Below are 20,171 nucleotides of genomic sequence, written 5' to 3'. Positions count from 1 at the left end.
TGTCATCTACGTGCTTTATATTGTGTTCTATCGCTATCCAAGGAATAGATAATGAACGCCTGTACTGATGCGCCTCAAACAATTAATTATTTTGCCCCAGAGCTAAGTTGGCTGTCTTTTAACGATCGTGTTTTACAAGAAGCTAAAGATAAAAGCAACCCGATTATTGAACGTATTCGTTTTTTGGGGATCTTCTCGAACAATTTAGATGAGTTTTTCAGAGTCCGGGTCGCTGATGTAAAACGGCGTATTTTATTAAACAAACTTCCTGATACCAACTTTGATGAAGACGAAATTTTACTTACCCAAATCCAACAAAAAGTATTGCTATTAGGCAAAAAATTTAATCTGATCCATGAGCAAATTCTAAAAGACCTAATTGCCCATAATATTCATGTCGACCGCCCTGAGCAGCTTAACGAATTTCATATCAACTGGTTAAAAAACTTCTTCCACGATAATGTATTGCAGCATATATCGCCTATTTTATTAGATGAGAATAAAGATTATTCAGATCAAATCAACGACACTATGACCTATATACTTGTTGAAATGAATAATGATAAAAGCCATTACGCCATGCTTGAGGTACCTACCGATCGGGTACCAAGGTTTATTATTTTACCTCCTGAAAAAACCCGTCGTCACAAAACTATTGTGATGCTAGACGATATAATAACCTTCTTTTTAAGTGATATTTTTAGTAGCTTTTTTGACTTTGATAACATTCAAGGGTACGCCATAAAACTAACTCGAGATGCCGAATATAACCTTGATGATGAACTAGAAGAAGGCATTTTAGATAAAATGTCTAAGGGGCTAAAACAACGTATTTATGCAGAACCAGTACGCTTAGTTTACGACCAAACAATGCCTGAATCGATACTAAAAGTAATGAAAAAGCGCTTGGGTGTAACCCACCACGATGCGTTGATCCCAGGCGGCCGTTATCGTAATTTTAGAGACTTTATTGGCTTTCCTAATGTTGGTCGGCAATATTTAGAAAACAAAAAACTTCCAGCCTTACAAAGTAGTGCTTTTAATAATCATGCCAGTGTGTTTGATGCCATCAGCAAGCAAGATATTTTACTTTATTACCCTTACCACACATTTAATCATTTATTAGAGTATGTACGCCAAGCAGCATTTGACCCAAAAGTAACGCAGATTAAAGTAAATATCTATCGTGTAGCCAGCAAATCACGGTTAATTTCCTCATTAATCAATGCAGCTAAAAACGGTAAAAAAGTCACGGTAATGGTTGAACTCAAAGCACGCTTTGATGAACAAAATAATATCGAGTGGGCGAAGGTCCTGAGCGCTGCGGGTATCAAAGTTATTTTTGGTATCCCTGCACTTAAAGTCCACAGTAAGTTATGTATTGTGCATCGTAAAGAGAAAGGCCAAATCGTTAAATACGCTCATATTGGCACTGGCAATTTTCACGAAAAAACTGCCAAAATTTACACTGATTTTAGCCTATTTACTAAGCATCAAGGAATTTGTGACGAAAGCGATAGCGTATTTAAGTTTATCGAAAGTAGTTATAAACCCTTTGTGTTCGAGCACTTAATGATATCTCCAGTCAATGCTCGACAGCTGTTGCTTGGTTTAATTCATCAGGAAATAACCCATGTTGAAAATGGTAAAGTCGGCAGAATAACTTTAAAAATAAACAACTTAGTAGATAAAGAGCTGATTGACTGTTTGTACTTAGCCGCTCGTAGCGGTGTTAAAATTCGCATTATTGTCCGCGGCATGTGTTCCTTAGTGCCAGGGCTCAATAATTTTAGCGACAACATTCGGGTTATTAGCATTGTTGACCGATTTTTAGAGCACCCACGAGTGATGGTGTTTGCTAATAATGGTGACGAAAAAGTATATATTTCATCCGCAGATTGGATGACCCGTAATCTAGATCATCGAGTTGAAGTTGGCGTGCCTATTTATGATGAAAAACTAAAACAACTCATTATTGACGTACTTGAACTACAATTTAAAGATCGCACCAAAGCCCGCATTATTGATAGCGAACAAAAAAATCATTATGTTAGACGCGGTAATCGTAAAAAAATACGTTCGCAAATAGCTATTTATGATCACTTAAAAAAATGGGAAGGCAATTACAATAATGAATGATTACCCCTCAATTGCTGCGGTTGACTTAGGATCAAACAGCTTTCATTTAGTCGTAGCAAGAGAGGTGGATGGCAATCTACAAATTTTGCATAAAGAAAAACAACGCGTATATTTAGCTGATGGCTTAGACGACAAAAATCAATTAAACCAAACCGTGATTGATAGAGCGCTGGCGATCCTGAAGCAGTTTGCAACAACGCTACAAGACTTCCCTGCCAGCAATGTAAAAATTGCTGCAACCTACACATTAAGACGCGCTAAAAACATTAATTCGTTTTTAACTCAAGCAAGTACTGTTTTTCCCTATCATATTGATGTGATATCTGGGCAAGAAGAAGCACGCTTAATCTATCAAGGCGTTGCCCATTACATTCACCATAATGAAAATCGCTTAGTGATTGATATTGGTGGCGGTAGTACCGAGCTCATTATTGGCAAACATTTTAAGCATAAACTGCTAACAAGTCGCAATATGGGCTGTGTAAGTTATACCAAACAATTTTTTGCCGATGGTATTATTAACGATAAACGCTTTAGCAAAGCACAAATAAAAGCAGAGCAAGAACTTGAAGTTATTTTTGCCAATTATATTAGTGCTGGCTGGCAATCAGTGGTTGGCACATCAGGCACAATAAAATCAATCTTAGCGATGATCAGCGCAAACGATCCTGAACAAAAAAATATCACCCTAGAGCGATTGATCGAACTTAAAATTCAATTTATAGCAGCAAAAACTATCGATAACCTATTGATTGAAGGGTTAAGCCCAGAGCGCCAAGTGAGCATTTGTGGTGGGCTGGCTATTTTAATCGCTACTTTTCAATTGTTTGATATTAAAGAGATGGATTACAGTGACTTCTCACTACGCGAAGGTCTATTGCATGAAATGCAGCAAAAGTTAGCGCTTAAAGATATACGTACTAATACCATAGCTAATTTAAGCGAAAGAAACACAATCGATAAAGTACACGCACAACGTGTTGCCAATACTGCCGATTGGCTATTTCTACAAGTACAAAAAGAATGGCAGCTCGACTCATTAGATAATCATCAATTGCTGCTATGGGCAGCGCAATTACACGAAATAGGTTTAGGTATTAACTCATCAGGTTTACATAAACACAGCGCATATGTAGTTGAAAACAGCCAACTACCGGGGTTTACTCAACAGCAACAAACGCTATTAAGCTGCATGATACGTTTTTACCGTAAAAAAATTCGTTTAGAAGAATTTCCAACTTTACTCTCGCTGCCGCACTATCAAATATTACAGTTAATTGTACTACTCAGGCTGGCTATATTATTAAACCAAAAACGTCTTAATGATCAACATCAGGAGTTAACCGTTTCAGTAAAAGGCAACAGTATGCTATTGCAGTTTCCACTTGGATGGCTCAACGAACAAACCCTGCTGCTGGCAGATTTACAGCAAGAACAAAGGTATCTGAAAAAGGTGGGGTTTTTAATCGACTTTGTATGATTTACAGACATAGCTAAATTTGGATAGCCTTGGCTATCCAAATTAGGTTCTCTATTACATATCCATATGACGATTAGCGCTTTGTATCATCTGCTTTAAACCTTGCTGCTCAAGCTCTAACAATTGCGCTAATTTCTCGTTGCCTGCTGGAGTTTCTGCACGACTAAGTAGGTATTCATAAAGATTGATCACCTTTTGATGTTGATCTGATATATAACCTTGCATGGCTTGCTCATCAACACGCGTATCTCGATTTAAATCTGTAAAATTAATCAGTTCAGAGTTTTCAGCAAAGTATTCGTAACAATAAGTATCTAAGGTATTGATTTTTGTGATCGCTTTAAAGCCCACTAAATCTTCAGCTAGCTTTTTTTCGTACTCTACAAAATAGTCTACGAGCATACGGTTATGCTCTGCTAAATCATCTCTGAGACTAAAAAAGTTAGCCGCCATTTGCGTGTGAAAGAGTACAGTCCAGTCGTACACTTCTTGGATTGTTTTAACTTGCATGTGCGTTCCTTACTTAATTAAGCCTAGTAACAAGGCTATAGCTAAAAATGTGTTATAAGAATACAGCTAAAAACGTGCCATTAAAAAATTAAGCAAAAACAAATACGTATTAAACCCCTATCACTTGAACTCGTATAAGTTACAACTGATAGAGTAATTTTTATAGGGTGGTAGTAAAAGGGAGCAATAATCGAACAAAACCAGACTGGGTATTAATTAAACTCAAAAAAGCGAAAGTTAAGCACATACATATTATCTGAGCTGCATGGTTTTTCAACTATTTTTTAGTTTTCCCTAAGCAGATAAATACCCAGGGCAAGATCACGAACTTTACCTTGACTTAAAAGTATGATCTCATACTCCTTTTTAAGGAGTATACCCATCCCCTGATATACAGCTATTTAAATATTTCGAATCAATTGACGACCCTCGCCAGCTGGGTAAAGTTATTCACAAGCTTTTTGATATCATATTCTTAGCTGTCAGCGCTGTTGTATATGGGTGCCGAGGTTAGGAGGATATTGAAGACTTTGGTCATGATAGATTCGATTGGCTCAGGAAGTATGTTCCCTTGAGCAAGGTATCCCTCGCCATGACACAATTGTGCATATTCACACCAATCGACTCCATTACTGGATGCATAGTCATATTTAAAGTGAGTTTAAAAAGTAACAACACTTGGTTTTTTGAATAAAAAGATCAAGAAAACACAGCTGCCTACTTGACCGGAACTTTCTAATGGGTGACCCTATTCTTACTTGCTGCTAATTGATATTTAGCCTTCAATCTAGCGATACACTCACGCGGTTTAAAGGCAAAATCACGACTCTGGTTTTTTATCGTTACATAATAACCAATTAATTCACATGAAACTAAAGCTGAAGTTAAATCTTCATCATTCTTTAGTGATAAAGTTAACCTCGCTGTGGGTTTATAAATATAAGGTAAATTTAAGTCTATTTTTACAGTTTCTATTGTGAGCAGCATCTTACTAACTATGGCAAATTCCGATTGATTATTCATAGCAATTACGCTTGCTCGCAAAAGTGCAAAGTCAAGTGCTTGTATTGAGCTTATATCACCATTACCTTGGTATGTAACGCGGTACTCACCATTACCCAACACTGCATCACTATAGCCACCACGAAGGCTATCAGGTTGATATGAAACTGTATTACAGCCTGCTAAAAGCAAGCTGCAATACGATATAAATCCTAGATTTAGAATTTTATAAAGTTTCATCACACACTACGCTAGTAACATTTTTTCATCAAAGCCTTGCTCATGTAACTTGGCAACGAGCTGTTCAAGCACCTCATCTTTTTGAGGGGCTACAGGCTGCGTTAATAGTAAAGAAGTAACATTGCCAAAACCAGGGTGCTCGAAATCAGGGTTTTCAAGGTCATGTTGTGCTCTTAACGTTAACAGCATAAGTGCAGCATAAGGTGTAAATTGCCAATTCATATTATCGAACTCAAAAAACATCTTACTCGGTGGTGATGCAACCTGAGCGACTTGATCATCACATAACTGATTTAGATAAGCGGTAACTTTTGTTAAGTCAGTGCTATCCCAGTTATCTAAAATAGCTTGGTAAGCAAAGTCATCTACGATCGGTTTTAGGGTATTGCTACCTTTTACCTTATCAAATAGCAAGATAATAAAATCACCAATATGGCTTTTCGATCTATTAACCCAATGCTTCATGTAACCAGCTTGAAAAAGCTTATAAAAGTGGCCAGCATAATCATGCTGATGTAATAAAACAGCTGTAGCTAATTGAAATACACTTCCAGGTGAAATAACTCCTTCGTTTTCAACTCCAAAACGAATAAAACAGCGTTTTTGCTTTATATGCGCAATTGCTAATTCATAGTATCCATAATTTAAATAATAACTTAAGTGCTCAGCACCAAGCACGCTATTCTTGACTAAACTAGCTTGCGCAATATTTTCGTAAATTTTACATTGGCCTGACAATTCAATATTAAGCTTTTCCCAAGGAGCAAAAGGTAATCTCTCATTAAAAAACTCTTCGCCTTGGGTTTTACCATGCTCAATATAGTAAGTAATCCTAACAATATTATCCTCAAAAATATTTTTATATTTTTCAGGACCTTTGATTGCATGCTTACGCTTTCGTAAAAATTTTTCTAATATTTTGTCCATTATTTACCAACTGGGATCATTGAGATTGTAGCTGTACCAGTTTCACCAGGCTTTGGCACTTTGACTTTTGCTAAGACTGGTTTCAATGTATACACTTTAGATTCCAGTTTAGCGAGTATATCACTTGCAAAAATTTTAGCCTCCGCAGATACTGGTTGGCCGTTTAATGTACCATTTGCAACATCTTCTATCCATTTTTTCCCACGAGCCTCTAAATTCAACTTATCAGGGTTCGGGAATGAATTACGAATAGATGATTTTACTTCTATAAGCCAAATTACACCATTTTTCTCATCAACTCCCAATAGATCGGCACCATGATTTGACTTATTTTTTACAATATCTTTAAAGTCTAACCCCGTACTATCATCAAAAATTTTCTTAGCAATTTGTTCACCATAGTAACCATTATTTCTTACATATGGATGTATTCCATCAACTTTTGCTAAAAATTCAAAATCACCACTTAAGTCATTAAGGTTAATTTTATCATTTATAACTTTGTTAACAGTAATGGAGCCACTTGGTGCATCATTTTTGCCTGCATCAACATTATCTTTAATATCTTTTAGAAGACATAACTAGACAGCCACTTTAATTGAGTAAATAAAACTGTGCTACTAAGTTTACTCTTTTAGGCTAAAAACTTATCTCTTTTTATATCATCACCCGCTCATTAAGCGAGCGTCTATCACTGTTAAGCCTAAATTACACGCATGAAAATAACTACATGATTGCAGTTTTAATTCTTTATTGAAGACTTTTAACTTTATGCCAGTAGCTTTTCGCTGTTACTGACGTTGCTACGCCGTTTTCTGTTCAAGTGTTCACAGTAACTCTCTTGTGAACTAGCTTTACCTACTGCGCCATGAAATAAGCGAGTAAATTGCGTGGTCAGTTTTAACCAGTTTTCTGGGGAGATATTGACTCTTTCTAGTAAAGGTAAATGTGTGCTTTCAATATACCCGCGTTTGCCTTCTCTTATACAACGCCCTGTTAATTCAACCAGTTCAAGGTACGATTTAAGCTCAAATGGTAACCCTTTTGGCATGATTTGACGTGGCATGCCTGCAAAGCATAATAGTTGTTTTGGTTGCTTGCTCTCTGTTGCGCTTTCAATGCGTTTTTGTACACTCGTGTAGTCAGATGTTTCCGGTGTTTGCGCCATTTTTGCTCTGATTGGGTTTAAATCTACATAGGCCATACAGGCGGCAAGTGCGGCTTCATCAAGCAAGGCTTGTGACTTAAAGCGGCCTTCCCAGAATCGGCCTGTGCAATTATCTTCCTTATTGGCTTTACGGGCAGGCAATGTCTTCATTTAATAATCGCATAAACCAACTGATGCTTGCTAAGCGCTCTCGATATTGTTCAACTGTTTGGTTAAAAAAGATGCGCTCTGCTTTACTTAGTTTTTCACATGGGTGTCATCTTTATTTTTTCGATAGCCTTTTTTCATGCTCTTGCCCTGTCTTAAATGTCAGGAGATAAGGTTGGAATTTGTATAAAACGATTAAAGTATTCGCATATGAAGAATGACTTAAAAAAGCGGCGCTGGTGAAATGTATAGAATGGCAAATAAGCGTTGAATCGTTTTTTCGGTCGCCCCCGTTTACCTTCTACTGGGATCGGCGCAGGGCTTTCTTTTTCACCCGCTTTTAAAATTTACATAGTTCCTGTAGGATAATTATGAACCAACATATCGAGTCTTACAATCAAACTCGAAAGTCAATGCTCAGTGACTTTAAGAAAAAGAACCCGAAAAGAAATGGGTCAGTATCATTTAGCCTTTTTTCCATTGTATTATACTCTCGACCATGGGCATATGTATCTGGGGGGAATTGTTTACTATAGCGCTCCGTTAACTCGTTAAGCATAAATGAACCATTAAAATGATCGGGTTGAAGATCTTTAAATGAAGTACTCTTGAGCTTAATTGCTTCTACAGTACTTGTATGTACTTGAGAAAAAGCGTCTACCAGTTTATCATTTTTCGCAATCTCTTCTTCTAGTTCTGACAACTTAAAGTCGGGTAAACTCGAGTCTGTGAGTTTCAAATTACCCTCTTTATCCAAAGATAAATCGAGTTGGCTTAAATCTAACTCTGGATTTTTAGCCATTTGTACTTCCTTAAAAGCTGCAAACTCTTCTAAGCTAATATTGAGTGAAGACTGAATTGTCGCCATTACTTTTACTTTTTTTAACATATTCTCCGATGTATGTTTATCAATAGACCTCGATAATTCAGCAGAAATCCCTTTATCAATATTAAGCGATATTTTTTCTTTGTTAGCTGGTTGAACTTGCTCAGGCGTTGCTGTTTTTAGAGATTTAGCAAGCTCTTGCTGTTCAGATCGACTTGATTGTGGGTAAGTTAAAATTTGATTGGTTCTACTAATTTCTACCATGTTCTCAATCCTTGTATGTTGTGGTATCTATATTAACAGCCAGTCTTAAATGCAGCCCGATACTATTTTTAATTAAATCTAATCTAAGGAACATAATTTAACAAGCCCTAGTGTAATATAAAAACTTAAAAAGGTGTTGATTAATATAATATTACTAGATTATAAATATTTACAAAGTATGATCCCGCCCTATTCCCCAGCATAAAAATAATAAATTAAGATATTAGTATAAAGGAGTCAGGTACTTAGCCCACTCCTTTTTATTATCTACTTTACAGATCCCGCTTTCGCCATAACAAATACACCGCGGGTAATACGAGAGACATAACTAGACAGCCACTTTAATTGAGTAAATAAAACTGTGCTACTAAGTTTACTCTTTTAGGCTAAAAACTTATCTCTTTTTATATCATCACCCGCTCATTAAGCGAGCGTCTATCACTGTTAAGCCTAAATTACACGCATGAAAATAACTACATGATTGCAGTTTTAATTCTTTATTGAAGACTTTTAACTTTATGCCAGTAGCTTTTCGCTGTTACTGACGTTGCTACGCCGTTTTCTGTTCAAGTGTTCACAGTAACTCTCTTGTGAACTAGCTTTACCTACTGCGCCATGAAATAAGCGAGTAAATTGCGTGGTCAGTTTTAACCAGTTTTCTGGGGAGATATTGACTCTTTCTAGTAAAGGTAAATGTGTGCTTTCAATATACCCGCGTTTGCCTTCTCTTATACAACGCCCTGTTAATTCAACCAGTTCAAGGTACGATTTAAGCTCAAATGGTAACCCTTTTGGCATGATTTGACGTGGCATGCCTGCAAAGCATAATAGTTGTTTTGGTTGCTTGCTCTCTGTTGCGCTTTCAATGCGTTTTTGTACACTCGTGTAGTCAGATGTTTCCGGTGTTTGCGCCATTTTTGCTCTGATTGGGTTTAAATCTACATAGGCCATACAGGCGGCAAGTGCGGCTTCATCAAGCAAGGCTTGTGACTTAAAGCGGCCTTCCCAGAATCGGCCTGTGCAATTATCTTCCTTATTGGCTTTACGGGCAGGCAATGTCTTCATTTAATAATCGCATAAACCAACTGATGCTTGCTAAGCGCTCTCGATATTGTTCAACTGTTTGGTTAAAAAAGATGCGCTCTGCTTTACTTAGTTTTTCACCCTGCACATACTTTTTCGTCAGTAACGTGCCTTTACATAATTTATGCCAGCGCAGAATGATTGCTTTATCATTAAGCCGATTCACTTTTTTATCATCAACATACAGCACTAAATGAGTGTGGTTACTCATGACTGCATAAGCACATACGTCAATACAAAATACTTTAGCTAGACTTAGTAGTTTGTCTTCAACCCAGCCTCTGCGGTGCTCAAAAGACTGGCCTGTAAAACGATCTTCACCGCACAAGAAAGCACGACGAACGCAACGTGAAATACAGTGATAATACTTTGTATCAACCAAACTTATTTGACGTTTTCTTGCGATAGCCATAGGACACCTGTTTGTTTTTGCACTAATTAAACGGTAGTGCAAAATATAAAAAATACAAACTTTAGAATGGGTGTCATCTTTATTTTCTTCTTTCATTACCACGCGAAGTTATGTGATATAACGCACCCGCAAACTCTAATCGAAGAGGCCTTGCCATCTTTTCACCTATCAATTTGTATAAATTAATATCTAAAGATTAGACGTAACTAACAAAAAGGCAAGAAGCAAGACCTGACCCCATTCTTTTCAACTGGATTTTTTGTTTTGGGTCTCAGAGCATAACCTTTTAAAAGTTAATCTTGCATTTAATGAATTTCAAACAACAGCGCAACAACCTCCATTAATTAAAAAATTAATAAAGGCCTGCTCAGATCCAAATACACGTAGGCACATTAATAGTTCAGAGTTTTTAAACATATAAATATTCCCCTCATGATCACACAGCAGAGCACTTTACTGGGCAGACAACACTGGTGGTTTTAATAGGCAGCGAATAACAGCAAGCCTAGGCAACTTCACTGGTGTCACCACGTTAGTGGCACTGCATCACTTTGCCTACTTCGCTGGTAACACCTGCCAACGACAACCAAAATACGTTGCCTAGTCTGCTGCCAATATTGCCCATAATAAATATAGCTCTGCGTTAAAGTTAACAATTAACTACGGATGTCATATTTTCTACTCTAGTTTCCTGCTTAAAGATAGTTGACAGGCAAAAGGCAAGACGCGACCCCATTCTTTTTTGTGAACTTGGAACTTTGGCTTCAAAAGCAGCCAAAAATAAAGCCCCTTGCGGGGCTTTTCAAAATAAAAGGTTCTTTTATCCGACACAAAGCTCAGCATAACTAATTGCACCTTCAGACTCTAATTTAGCGAGATACTTTTCAATATCTTCATAAATCACTTCATCATTTATATCAACAGCAAGCATATTAAATTCACCAAATTCACCGTATTCACAGTAGCAACCTTTAGATTTCAAGAATTGATAAATTTCTTCCTTTTCCGAGTTATTAACAAATAAGATTGCTACTGACTTATGAGTCCCCTCATAAACTACTTCCTCAAATTGATAATTCTTTCTCTGAGGTGCTTTAAAGCACTTTACCACATCACCAACTGCAATCTCTTCAATAAAAAAAGGGACATTATCAATCTGTATCAAGCCACTATCTAGAAGTATACCATTCAGACTCTCCACCGCTATTGGTGGAAAACCATCAGCATCAACATCCAACTCAAAATCTATCTTAACAGTACTCATTATGTTCCTTAATTATCACTTTTCTTATTATTACAAGCTGCACATTTTATATCTATATTACTTTGATCTTTTACTGTTGCTCCGTTGCCTCCCTTAGATCTAGCTTGTATATGATCACCTTGTCCTTCATTTGGGTTAACAGTACTACCTCTAGTCCTTCTTGTTCCGGGTGTGGTTTCAACTCCGCAAGTTTCACACTTTACTACGCCACCATTTTGTTCGGCATTTTGCCTCTTAGCTTCTTTTATTGCTCCTTTAGTATGCTTTTTTCCAGCACGAGATCCATTTGATGAACCAGGTTTTTTGTTAAGAACCTTTAAGCCATCAACTCCTTTCTGAACAAAATCCTTAACTGGGCCATCAGGAAGCACCTCAACTATTGCCTCTCCAACAGCTTGAGAAACAACATTGTCTCTTCTCACTTCCTTAGGCAGTTTAGGCCTGCGGCTACGCCCATCAGGGTCAGTGTACTTATACGGATTATTACCAACATAAGAATAGCGGTTAAATGATGTTATATCGCCTGTAAACCCAACCGGATCATTCGAGTAAAAACGACCTATGACTGGATCATAGTATCGTGCCTGCATATACAGTAATTGGCTTTATGATCCACAGGGTCAATCTTATTAAAGTAATGATTTAAATGAACGCCTTAGTGATATTAAGTGTTCAGTGTACAATGAATTTAATAAGCAAGTACATCTAGCCCTTTGTGCGCCACTAGGTTAAGTAATTTTAAAGACGCTCCTTTTGGTGATTTCCCACCTTGCTCCCATGATCTAACCGTCGAAGGGCTTGTATTTAAATAAGCAGCAAACACGGCTTGACTAACATGAGCTCTCTCTCGTATCGCTTTTATATGTGCAGCATCATAGCGCTCTATTTCTGGTAGGCATAACACATCAAATTCCCGCATTGTTTGCACATCCATTACACCCGCATCAGTCAACCCTTTTGCGGTGTCGTGCATGACATCTAAAATACTATTACTCATGATTTATTACCTCTATCAATTCACCTGATTCAATGGCTTTTTTGAGTTGAATATCTGAATAACCAAGTAATTCTTTTGCCATCAACTTCAGTGTCTTTAACTCTTTTTTACCTATGTTATCTCGTTGATTTTTAGAAAAACCAAACATGAAGAATGATTTATCACCCACTTTAAACGCTACAATAGTACGAAACCCGCCACGTTTACCTTGGCCTTGAATTGCTGCTCGTTTTTTATAAACATGGCCGCCTAGTTCACCATCATTAAGTCCCTCTCCAAGTTCACGTATCGTCTCTTGCAAAGTATGATCGGTTAAACATTCTTTTTCAGCCCACTTACTGAACCATTTTGATTTAAAGATATACATTTAAATTCCTTACTCTTGGCTAACTATACCACTCAGTATTATAGTTTTCCACGTACAATCACATTATTTAATAACAAAAGAGCATTACTCACTTAATATCAACGGCTTCAATGTATTGCTCATTGAAGCCTTGGGTTTATCCTGTCGCTATTACAAATAAAATGATGACTTTGATAGTGCAGACGGGTGACTGCGCTGGTAGGTACTTGTTAAAACACTCCGTGATACGTGTGTGTATATTTGCGTTGTTGATATATTGGCATGCCCTAACATTTCTTGAACATGACGAAGCTCAGCGCCGTTATCAAGCATAATAGTCGCTGTGGCATGTCTAAATAAATGACATGCTCCAGCTCGTTTATGCCCTGCTAGTTTGACATACCGCGCAACCATTTCAGATAATTTATTGGCTGAATAACGCCTACCATTATTAGCAAGAAATAATGCGCTTCCTGTACTAAGGCTAGCCATGTTGATGCGTATTTTCCCTAAGTAGAGAGTGATCCATTCACAAGCTCGTTTACTAATAGGAACAATACGATCTTTATTCCCTTTGCCTCGATTAACCCGAAGTAAATGCGCGGTTAGATCAACATCATCAATATCTAAGTTCATCAATTCTGTTCGTCTAATACCTGTGGCATAAAAGGTTTCTAAAATAGCGCGATCCCGTAACCCTAAGACACCGAACAGGAGTGACTGTGAGAGTATTTTTTCAATCTCAATTTCACTGAACAACGCTTTGGGTAATGCGCGTCCTTTGCTTGGTAATTCAATATGCTGCAATGCATTCGTAGAAAGTAGTTCTTTCATATAAAGTTTTTCAATAAATGTTTTAACAAAAGTAAGTAGGTTTCGCTTTTGAGCTAAACATAACGGGTTACCATCAAGCGCTTTACGATAGCAATTAAGATAAGCCATATAATCATCCATTAAGTCTAAATCTATTTTGTCAGCACTATAAATACGCTGTGCTATGCACCAACGAGCAAACTTTTTAAGTCCTGCTTTCTTACCGCGAATTGTGTCTGGTGATTGCCCTTTAGCTTCGCATAACCACAGATAATATTTAACGCAAAGCCAAATGCGCCTACTGGTTGGCTTATCCATAAATCATCTCCTGTATAAACTTGAAACCTTGGGTTATATACTTATCAGACTCAGGTTTACACCACTGTATAATAGGTGATTGCCAATGGCGTATACGTTGACCATAACGATACCCAATGGCTGCAATTACATGGTTGTGCTTATCCATTGTGGGAAAAATAATGCAGCTGCGAAATAATTCATGCCCACTTGGGTTTAATAGTTGGCTGCGCTTTAAGCTGCCTCGCATTGCACCTCCTGTTAATGTACGCATAGCTAAAATGTGTTTGCCAAGTGTACGATTACATACACCTACATGAGCACTGTAACGAAAGGCATGTGGTATACGCGATGACTGCCCAACAAATAATTGCATTGCAGGATCGTGTAAATAGCATTGCATGTAGTAATTAAAAACCTGCTGGATATAACTGTCATCAATATTGACGGGCTTTATAAGTGGATTGTCATTCACCATCGCAGTGGACTCCCGTGGTGGGATCAAATTCTTTTCGCATGGACTGACCATGCATAGAAATTTTATGTGCTCGATGAATGATCCTGTCCATTATTGCATCAGCAAATGTTGGTTCACCAATGTACTCATGCCATTTTTCAACGGGCAGCTGAGAGGTGATAATTAAAGAGCCTTTCCCTGTTCTATCTTCAATAATTTCCAGCAAGTCTTGTTTACCATAATCATTAAGAGGCACAAGTGCCCAATCATCCAATATGAGTAACTTAAACTTCAACAATCTCATTCTAAATTTTGGAAGTGAACCATCTAAACGCGCAATTTCCATATCCTCTAACAATCGTGGCGTTCTATAAAACAAGACCGCATAGCCTTTACGCATTGCTTGTTGCGCAAATGCACACGCAATATAACTTTTACCAACTCCGGTTTGCCCTGTTAACAAAATATGCTGCGACCGTGTTAACCACTCACAGTCAAACAGTGATTTTACTTGCTCTCTATCAAGGCCTCGTGATGCCTGAAAGTTTATATCTTCGACGCAGGCATGCGTTAACGTTAGCTTGGCAGCTTTTCTTGCTCGGTTTTGTCGCCGTGCTTCACGGTCGTTAATCTCAGCATCACTCAATAGAGCCAGGCGCTCATCAAATACTAAACGTAATGAGTCAGGACTGTTAAGCTGTCGTTGTAATTCAGCCGTCATCCCATAGAGCTTTAAAGTATTAAGGTGCTCTATCGTTTGTTGTAGCAACATATTACAACCCTCCTTGTTGATAGTATTGAGCACCCCGAATATTATAATGAAGCGGTAGCTCGCTTTGTGTAGGTAAGGCGTTACGGCGTTGATCAATTTTGCATTGTAAAATTGACCGAACACTTTTTACCGTTAGTGATTTAATATCTACAGCACATTGGCATGCAATCTCAAAGCGCTCTTCTCCATAGAGCTTAGCTAAACTTTTTAACTGTGAACACGCTTTACTTGCTGTCATTGCATAATTCGGCTTACCTAAAAATTGACTATCTACAAGCGCAATTGCAGCTTCACCAATGCTTTTAGCCCAAACGAGATAATGTTCAAGGTTTTGCTCTGCGTATGCCTGATGACTCGAAGGGCGATGTGCATTTATGGTGGTGTAACCATCTACGATATCACTTTTAACATGGCTGGCTATGCGTTGATTAGCGCAAATGAGTTCAACACTTTTAGATGTTATGCGTGCCTCAACCTGTCGATCAACATATTGATACGGTACTGAGTAATAATGTTTCTCCACGGCCACATGATAATCACTATTTACGCGTTGAGCGCTTACCCAACTAGCAAACTCAAAGGGGTGTTCGGGCAAAGGTTGCAAAACAGGTTTATCTAAAGCTATAAAGCGAGAGTGACGACAGCCATCAATGCGCTTAAAAGGACGTCGATTAAGTTTTTCCAACAAAGCGATAATCGCAAGATTGATCTCCTCAACGCTAAAGAATTTCCTTCTGCGAAGGATTACAGTTATCCAACGAGTTACAATTAATACGCCTATTTCAGCAAGTGATTTATCTTGTGGTCGGCGAACCCTAGCCGGTTCAATAACACAGTTATAATGCCTTGATTGCTCCAAATAGGTACGATTGATGATCGGCAATGAACCAGGCTTCGTTACCGCTGATTTTAAGTTATCAGGCACAACGACTTGTGGTACGCCACTAAAAAAGGCATACATGCGATTATGCGCTTCGATAAAATCCTCTAACTTTTGGCTCTTTGAGGCAAAAGCAAAGGTGTATTGAGAGCAACCTAAAACGCCAACAAATACCTGAGCCTGCCTGCACTCTCCTGTATTATTATCAATATAACCAATGGTTTTACCTGCGTAATCAACATAAACACATTCACCTGCGTAATGTGTTTGGCGCATAGACACATCTACTGATTTTAAATAACGGCGGTAATAAAAGTTAAACTGCGATTGGCAATAAGCGGTTTCAGGGTCTACAGCACAATACTCTTCCCATAACTGCGCTAAGGTTTGATGTTTGTGCATCTGCATAAGTGTTTGAATATGCGACCAATCAGGTTGTCTTTTATCTTTATCTGGGGTCTTCCTGCGATTGAAATGTGCTAACAGCACCGCATCGTTCATAGACTGATATGTTTGCCAATCAGAACTCAGCTTAGTCAAACGCTGTCTATAACGCCTCACTGTATTAGGTGCTACCGCGAGCACTCGTGCAATATGATGGTTTGAGTTGGTTGTTGTGAGTATTTGCCTCACTATTTCTTTGATCAGCACGATGCTAATTGTATTTGATTTTTTCATGGTGTTGTTTACCTTTAACTCAGACATAGTCCATCAACGTTTACATTGATGGACTATGTGATTCAAAAATAAAGACACAGACGTAACTATCCGCTGACTAAAATTAAGCCAGTGCTTGATATTTTACGCAGAAAGTTTATAGTGAGTAAGTCGGGGTCAAACGACAACGCACTGAGCTTTGGGAATTGGTTGCTGCCAATTTAGTCCAAAGCTTTTTGCTTTCTAGGCCTTTGTTAAATAATTTAGTTATCTTTACGTGTTTTACTTAATCAATATAACTCCCTCCCGCTTTTATTGCATATCGCCTTTGTGCTAAGTAATTTGCTACATCTTTAACAAGTACAAAATACCCGCGCCGTTTTTCCATTTTAAAAACAGGCACTGGCACGGTATTACGTACAATGGATTGTCGCAGTGCTTCTTGTGAAGCATACCCTAAGGCTTTCAATAAATGATCGCCTGTCATAATAGGGCCATGAAGCTTTAATAGGTCACCTTCTAAAGCAACTGTCAGCACCTCAACATCATTCATTTTTATTACCTTTTATGTTTATAACTAACCGTGACAAAGTGTTTAGATTTTAAGCATATTTTCAGCTAATCTGTTAGTGTCTAATTTTTTAGGTTTAGGACACAGTTTTTAATTATAGAAAGTTAAAATACAATTTAATTACAATAACTTATACTTATCCGTATCGTTTAGCACAGATTTATGAACAATTTTCAGAGAATGTTGATGAGAGAAAATGCAGCTAATTTAAAGAAAGTTCGCTACGTCGCAACGCAGTTATACATGCTCTGTTTGCAAGAAAAATCAGGTGGTTTATCATTTGGTTCAATAGAAATGCACTTCAAAAGAGCGCCTTCGCAATCCAAACAAGCTTATTGGGGAAGCCACACAGGGACATTTTATAAATATGCAAAAGGGAGTGTCAGAATTAAAGATCACTCATTAATTGAGCGTATTGAGGAAGATGAGCAATACCAAGGCTGCAAATATATCTTAAGTCACCCTTTATGGCAGATATTAGAAAACCCACACGCGTCAATAGCAAGCCTGTGGGAAATAATGCGGACATTAAATCCAACAATGCAGACACGCTTATTCAAATTTAATAAAGCGAGCAACGTATACAAACGAAAATATTGGACAAACTCAACGCACTTTTCGCGGCTCAGTATGTACAATAATTTAGACGCACTGGCATGCTTAATAATACTGATAAGAGAAATGGAACTATTAAAAAAATGGCATACCTATGTTCAGGTAAAGTGGTATGTTCATGACCTGTTTATTCGGCTCACGTATTTTAAACCCTTATCGTCGATACACCTTGAGCTCTATGCGCTGATCTATACTCACTTTTTAGCTAAAAATAACCCTATAACAGCAGATTATTTTTCATTTGAAAAACAGGATATTTACCAACATTTTAAAAGTTACTTTAAATCACCGAATTTAATTGACGATTTTTCACTTTATCACCGGCTGTTAAAGCAGACGTTGTTGCATGCACAAAAAGTAATAAATATTGGTGACACAAAAGAGGCACAACTGGATTTTTTGTTTTGGGTCTCAGAGAATAACCTTTTAAAAGTTCATCGTGCATTTAATGAATTTCAAACAACAGCGCAACAACCTCCATTAATTAAAAAATTAATAAAGGCCTGCTCAGATCCAAATACACGTAGGCACATTAATAGTTCAGAGTTTTTAAACATATAAATATTGTCCCTCATGATCACACAGCAGAGCACTTTACTGGGCAGACAACACTGGTTTAAATAGGCAACGAATAACAGCAAGCGTAGGCAGCTTCACTGGTGTCACCATGTAGTGGCGCTGCATCACTTTGCCTACTTCGCTGGTAACACCTGCCAACGACAACCAAAATACGTTGCCTAGTCTGCTGCCAATATTGCCCATAATAAATATAGCTCTGCATTAAAGTTAACAATTAACTACGGATGTCATATTTTCTACTCTAGTTTGCTGCTTAAAGGTAGTTGGCAGGCAAAAGACAAGACGCGACCCCATTCTTTTCGCCCGAACTCTAATCTGAGAGGCCTTGCCATCTTCTCACCTATCAATTTGTATAAATTAATATCTAAAAAGATTAGCCGTAACCAACAAAAAGGCAAGAAGAAAGACCTGACCCTACTCTTCCTAATATAGCTCTGCGCTAAAGTTAACAATTAACTACGGATGCCATATTTTCTACTCTAGTTTCTGCTTAAAGATAGTTGACAGGCAAAAGGCAAGACGCGACCCCATTCTTCGCCTCTAGCCAGCCTTGAAAACAAAATCCCAAGCCACCAAAGTCAGATAAAACAAAGCCCCGCGAGTGCGAGGCTTTGGATTCAAAAATAAGGAAATTTTTCAGTTATCTTTTGTTTCTAATAACCCTATATCGAATATAATATGTGATCATCCCTATTGAGTTTAAACCGACAATAATCCACTTGGCTTTATCCATATCACTATGAAAAACAGCGGTTATTACAGCAGCACCAATAAAACAAGAAGATATACTTAACAATAAACGACTATCGCTATTTAACTTAATAGGTACAGCAAAAGATATTATTACTAAAAGAGCATATAAGAAAATACTAGTTGTCATGGTTATGCTCTTGAGTTGTCTTCACTTCAATTTTCGGTTCTTCTGTTAAACTGGTTGCTTCAATAGAAACTTCTGTTTTGAATACGTCACCTTTATGAACAGGTTCAACCCCGCCAACTGCCGCAGCAGTTATTCCAGCAGCCGTTACCAAAGGTGCTGTTGGAGGAGCTAGAAAAGTAAGAGCTGCACTACTTACTGCTAAAGTAGTATTTGCGACCGCCTCTTTAGTAGATTCCATGTTATCAGCTTGTTCCACTGTTTCCATTTTATTTTCTATTGTAGCCTTCAATTTAAATTCGAATTTCGGGGAAGTCTTAACTACATCAGAGGGATCTGCTACTGCTTTATCTTTTGGATATAAGCTAGCATCTTTTCCATCTGGATCAGTATACTTATAAGGATTATTATTTGCATATGAAAATCTATTGAACCCATGTACTGCATCTCCTTTAGCTAGTTGTTCTAGGTAATCCAAAGGATCATTCGAGTAAAAACGCCCGATTACTGGATCATAGTATCGTGCCTGCATATAAATTAGTACGAACTACGATCATTATAATATTAACTAATTGATGACTATTAATACAATAAGTTACTCGATAGCTGTAGCAGAAGACGTTGATTATGTTATATTAAACCAATCAAGGAATAGATAAATATTAAATATGCTAACTAGAGTACACCAACTAGAACGAATCAATAACTCTATTGCAATTCTTTGACCTGGTCAACTAAATTCAGTCACCCTAGTTAAGCTACTTTTTCTAACTCATTAATTTTAAATTCAAAATCATTTGGGCTTTGATACCCTAAGTAGGAATGCAATCGGTTACTGTTGTACCACA

At 37.6% G+C, this 20,171-nt stretch carries 20 protein-coding genes and 2 pseudogenes; 4 read left to right on the top strand and 18 right to left on the bottom strand.

The window, feature by feature from the left end; genetic code table 11:
• Positions 1–51 precede the first annotated feature (51 nt).
• Positions 52–2,139, top strand: a complete 2,088-nt coding sequence (gene ppk1 / locus HHO47_RS15420) for a polyphosphate kinase 1 (protein ID WP_169021100.1) — start codon at positions 52–54, stop codon at positions 2,137–2,139.
• A complete protein-coding gene (locus HHO47_RS15415; RefSeq protein WP_169021099.1) occupies positions 2,132–3,619 on the top strand; it encodes an exopolyphosphatase in 1,488 nt (495 codons plus the stop codon). Before ppk1 ends, HHO47_RS15415 begins: the two co-directional genes overlap by 8 nt.
• Before the next feature lie 54 nt (positions 3,620–3,673).
• Here the strand turns inward: HHO47_RS15415 and HHO47_RS15410 are convergent, their stop codons facing one another.
• Complete coding sequence (locus tag HHO47_RS15410) at positions 3,674–4,129, bottom strand: hypothetical protein (RefSeq protein ID WP_169021098.1); 456 nt, start codon at positions 4,127–4,129, stop codon at positions 3,674–3,676.
• Between the two features lie 391 nt (positions 4,130–4,520).
• Between HHO47_RS15410 and HHO47_RS19810 the strand changes: the two genes are divergently transcribed.
• Positions 4,521–4,643, top strand: a complete 123-nt coding sequence (locus HHO47_RS19810; protein WP_169021123.1) for a transposase family protein — start codon at positions 4,521–4,523, stop codon at positions 4,641–4,643.
• A gap of 221 nt (positions 4,644–4,864) precedes the next feature.
• Here HHO47_RS19810 and HHO47_RS15400 read toward each other — a convergent pair whose 3' ends face one another.
• The 15 genes and pseudogenes from HHO47_RS15400 to HHO47_RS15330 all read right to left on the bottom strand — a co-directional run bounded on the left by HHO47_RS15400 (position 4,865) and on the right by HHO47_RS15330 (position 17,234).
• Positions 4,865–5,371, bottom strand: a complete 507-nt coding sequence (locus HHO47_RS15400) for a CC0125/CC1285 family lipoprotein (protein WP_169021097.1) — start codon at positions 5,369–5,371, stop codon at positions 4,865–4,867.
• Positions 5,372–5,377: 6 nt separating this feature from the next.
• Positions 5,378–6,298, bottom strand: a complete 921-nt coding sequence (locus tag HHO47_RS15395; RefSeq protein WP_169021096.1) for a hypothetical protein — start codon at positions 6,296–6,298, stop codon at positions 5,378–5,380.
• The gene (locus HHO47_RS15390; RefSeq protein WP_169021095.1) at positions 6,298–6,603 is read right to left on the bottom strand and encodes a hypothetical protein; all 306 of its coding nucleotides are present in this window, start codon (positions 6,601–6,603) and stop codon (positions 6,298–6,300) included. The genes HHO47_RS15395 and HHO47_RS15390 overlap by 1 nt, the downstream gene beginning before the upstream one ends.
• A gap of 464 nt (positions 6,604–7,067) precedes the next feature.
• A pseudogene (locus HHO47_RS15385) lies at positions 7,068–7,713 on the bottom strand (transposase); the annotation flags it as partial.
• A gap of 297 nt (positions 7,714–8,010) precedes the next feature.
• A complete protein-coding gene (locus HHO47_RS15380; protein WP_169021093.1) occupies positions 8,011–8,703 on the bottom strand; it encodes a hypothetical protein in 693 nt (230 codons plus the stop codon).
• A gap of 516 nt (positions 8,704–9,219) precedes the next feature.
• Positions 9,220–10,198: pseudogene (locus tag HHO47_RS15375) on the bottom strand (transposase).
• A gap of 820 nt (positions 10,199–11,018) precedes the next feature.
• On the bottom strand, positions 11,019–11,462 hold the full coding sequence (locus HHO47_RS15370; RefSeq protein WP_169021092.1) for a DUF4265 domain-containing protein: 444 nt from the start codon (positions 11,460–11,462) through the stop codon (positions 11,019–11,021).
• 8 nt (positions 11,463–11,470) lie between these two features.
• Positions 11,471–12,052, bottom strand: a complete 582-nt coding sequence (locus tag HHO47_RS15365) for an RHS repeat-associated core domain-containing protein (RefSeq protein WP_169021091.1) — start codon at positions 12,050–12,052, stop codon at positions 11,471–11,473.
• Positions 12,053–12,150: 98 nt separating this feature from the next.
• Positions 12,151–12,459 (bottom strand): helix-turn-helix domain-containing protein, encoded by a 309-nt coding sequence (locus HHO47_RS15360; RefSeq protein WP_008137812.1) that lies wholly within the window; start codon positions 12,457–12,459, stop codon positions 12,151–12,153.
• Positions 12,452–12,826, bottom strand: coding sequence for a type II toxin-antitoxin system RelE/ParE family toxin (locus HHO47_RS15355; RefSeq protein WP_008137810.1), 375 nt, complete (start codon positions 12,824–12,826; stop codon positions 12,452–12,454). Before HHO47_RS15355 ends, HHO47_RS15360 begins: the two co-directional genes overlap by 8 nt.
• Positions 12,827–12,976: 150 nt before the next feature.
• Positions 12,977–13,936 (bottom strand): tyrosine-type recombinase/integrase, encoded by a 960-nt coding sequence (locus HHO47_RS15350; protein ID WP_169021090.1) that lies wholly within the window; start codon positions 13,934–13,936, stop codon positions 12,977–12,979.
• On the bottom strand, positions 13,929–14,393 hold the full coding sequence (locus HHO47_RS15345; RefSeq protein ID WP_169021089.1) for a hypothetical protein: 465 nt from the start codon (positions 14,391–14,393) through the stop codon (positions 13,929–13,931). Before HHO47_RS15345 ends, HHO47_RS15350 begins: the two co-directional genes overlap by 8 nt.
• Entirely contained in the window at positions 14,383–15,144 is a 762-nt protein-coding gene (gene istB, locus HHO47_RS15340; RefSeq protein ID WP_169021088.1) for an IS21-like element helper ATPase IstB, read from the bottom strand. The genes HHO47_RS15345 and istB overlap by 11 nt, the downstream gene beginning before the upstream one ends.
• 1 nt (position 15,145) lies before the next feature.
• Positions 15,146–16,702, bottom strand: coding sequence for an IS21 family transposase (gene istA / locus HHO47_RS15335; protein WP_211183741.1), 1,557 nt, complete (start codon positions 16,700–16,702; stop codon positions 15,146–15,148).
• Between the two features lie 265 nt (positions 16,703–16,967).
• Complete coding sequence (locus tag HHO47_RS15330; RefSeq protein ID WP_211183740.1) at positions 16,968–17,234, bottom strand: pyocin activator PrtN family protein; 267 nt, start codon at positions 17,232–17,234, stop codon at positions 16,968–16,970.
• Positions 17,235–17,414: 180 nt separating this feature from the next.
• Between HHO47_RS15330 and HHO47_RS15325 the strand changes: the two genes are divergently transcribed.
• A complete protein-coding gene (locus HHO47_RS15325) occupies positions 17,415–18,428 on the top strand; it encodes a hypothetical protein (RefSeq protein ID WP_169021087.1) in 1,014 nt (337 codons plus the stop codon).
• 658 nt (positions 18,429–19,086) lie between these two features.
• Here the strand turns inward: HHO47_RS15325 and HHO47_RS15320 are convergent.
• Positions 19,087–19,326 (bottom strand): hypothetical protein, encoded by a 240-nt coding sequence (locus HHO47_RS15320; RefSeq protein ID WP_169021086.1) that lies wholly within the window; start codon positions 19,324–19,326, stop codon positions 19,087–19,089.
• Entirely contained in the window at positions 19,316–19,855 is a 540-nt protein-coding gene (locus HHO47_RS15315) for an RHS repeat-associated core domain-containing protein (RefSeq protein ID WP_169021085.1), read from the bottom strand. The genes HHO47_RS15320 and HHO47_RS15315 overlap by 11 nt, the downstream gene beginning before the upstream one ends.
• Positions 19,856–20,171: the final 316 nt, after the last annotated feature.

Source organism: Pseudoalteromonas arctica (assembly GCF_012927645.1).
GTDB lineage: Bacteria > Pseudomonadota > Gammaproteobacteria > Enterobacterales > Alteromonadaceae > Pseudoalteromonas > Pseudoalteromonas arctica_A.
Note: the sequence above shows the minus strand (reverse complement) of the source record. Positions and strands in the feature narration are given on the sequence as shown.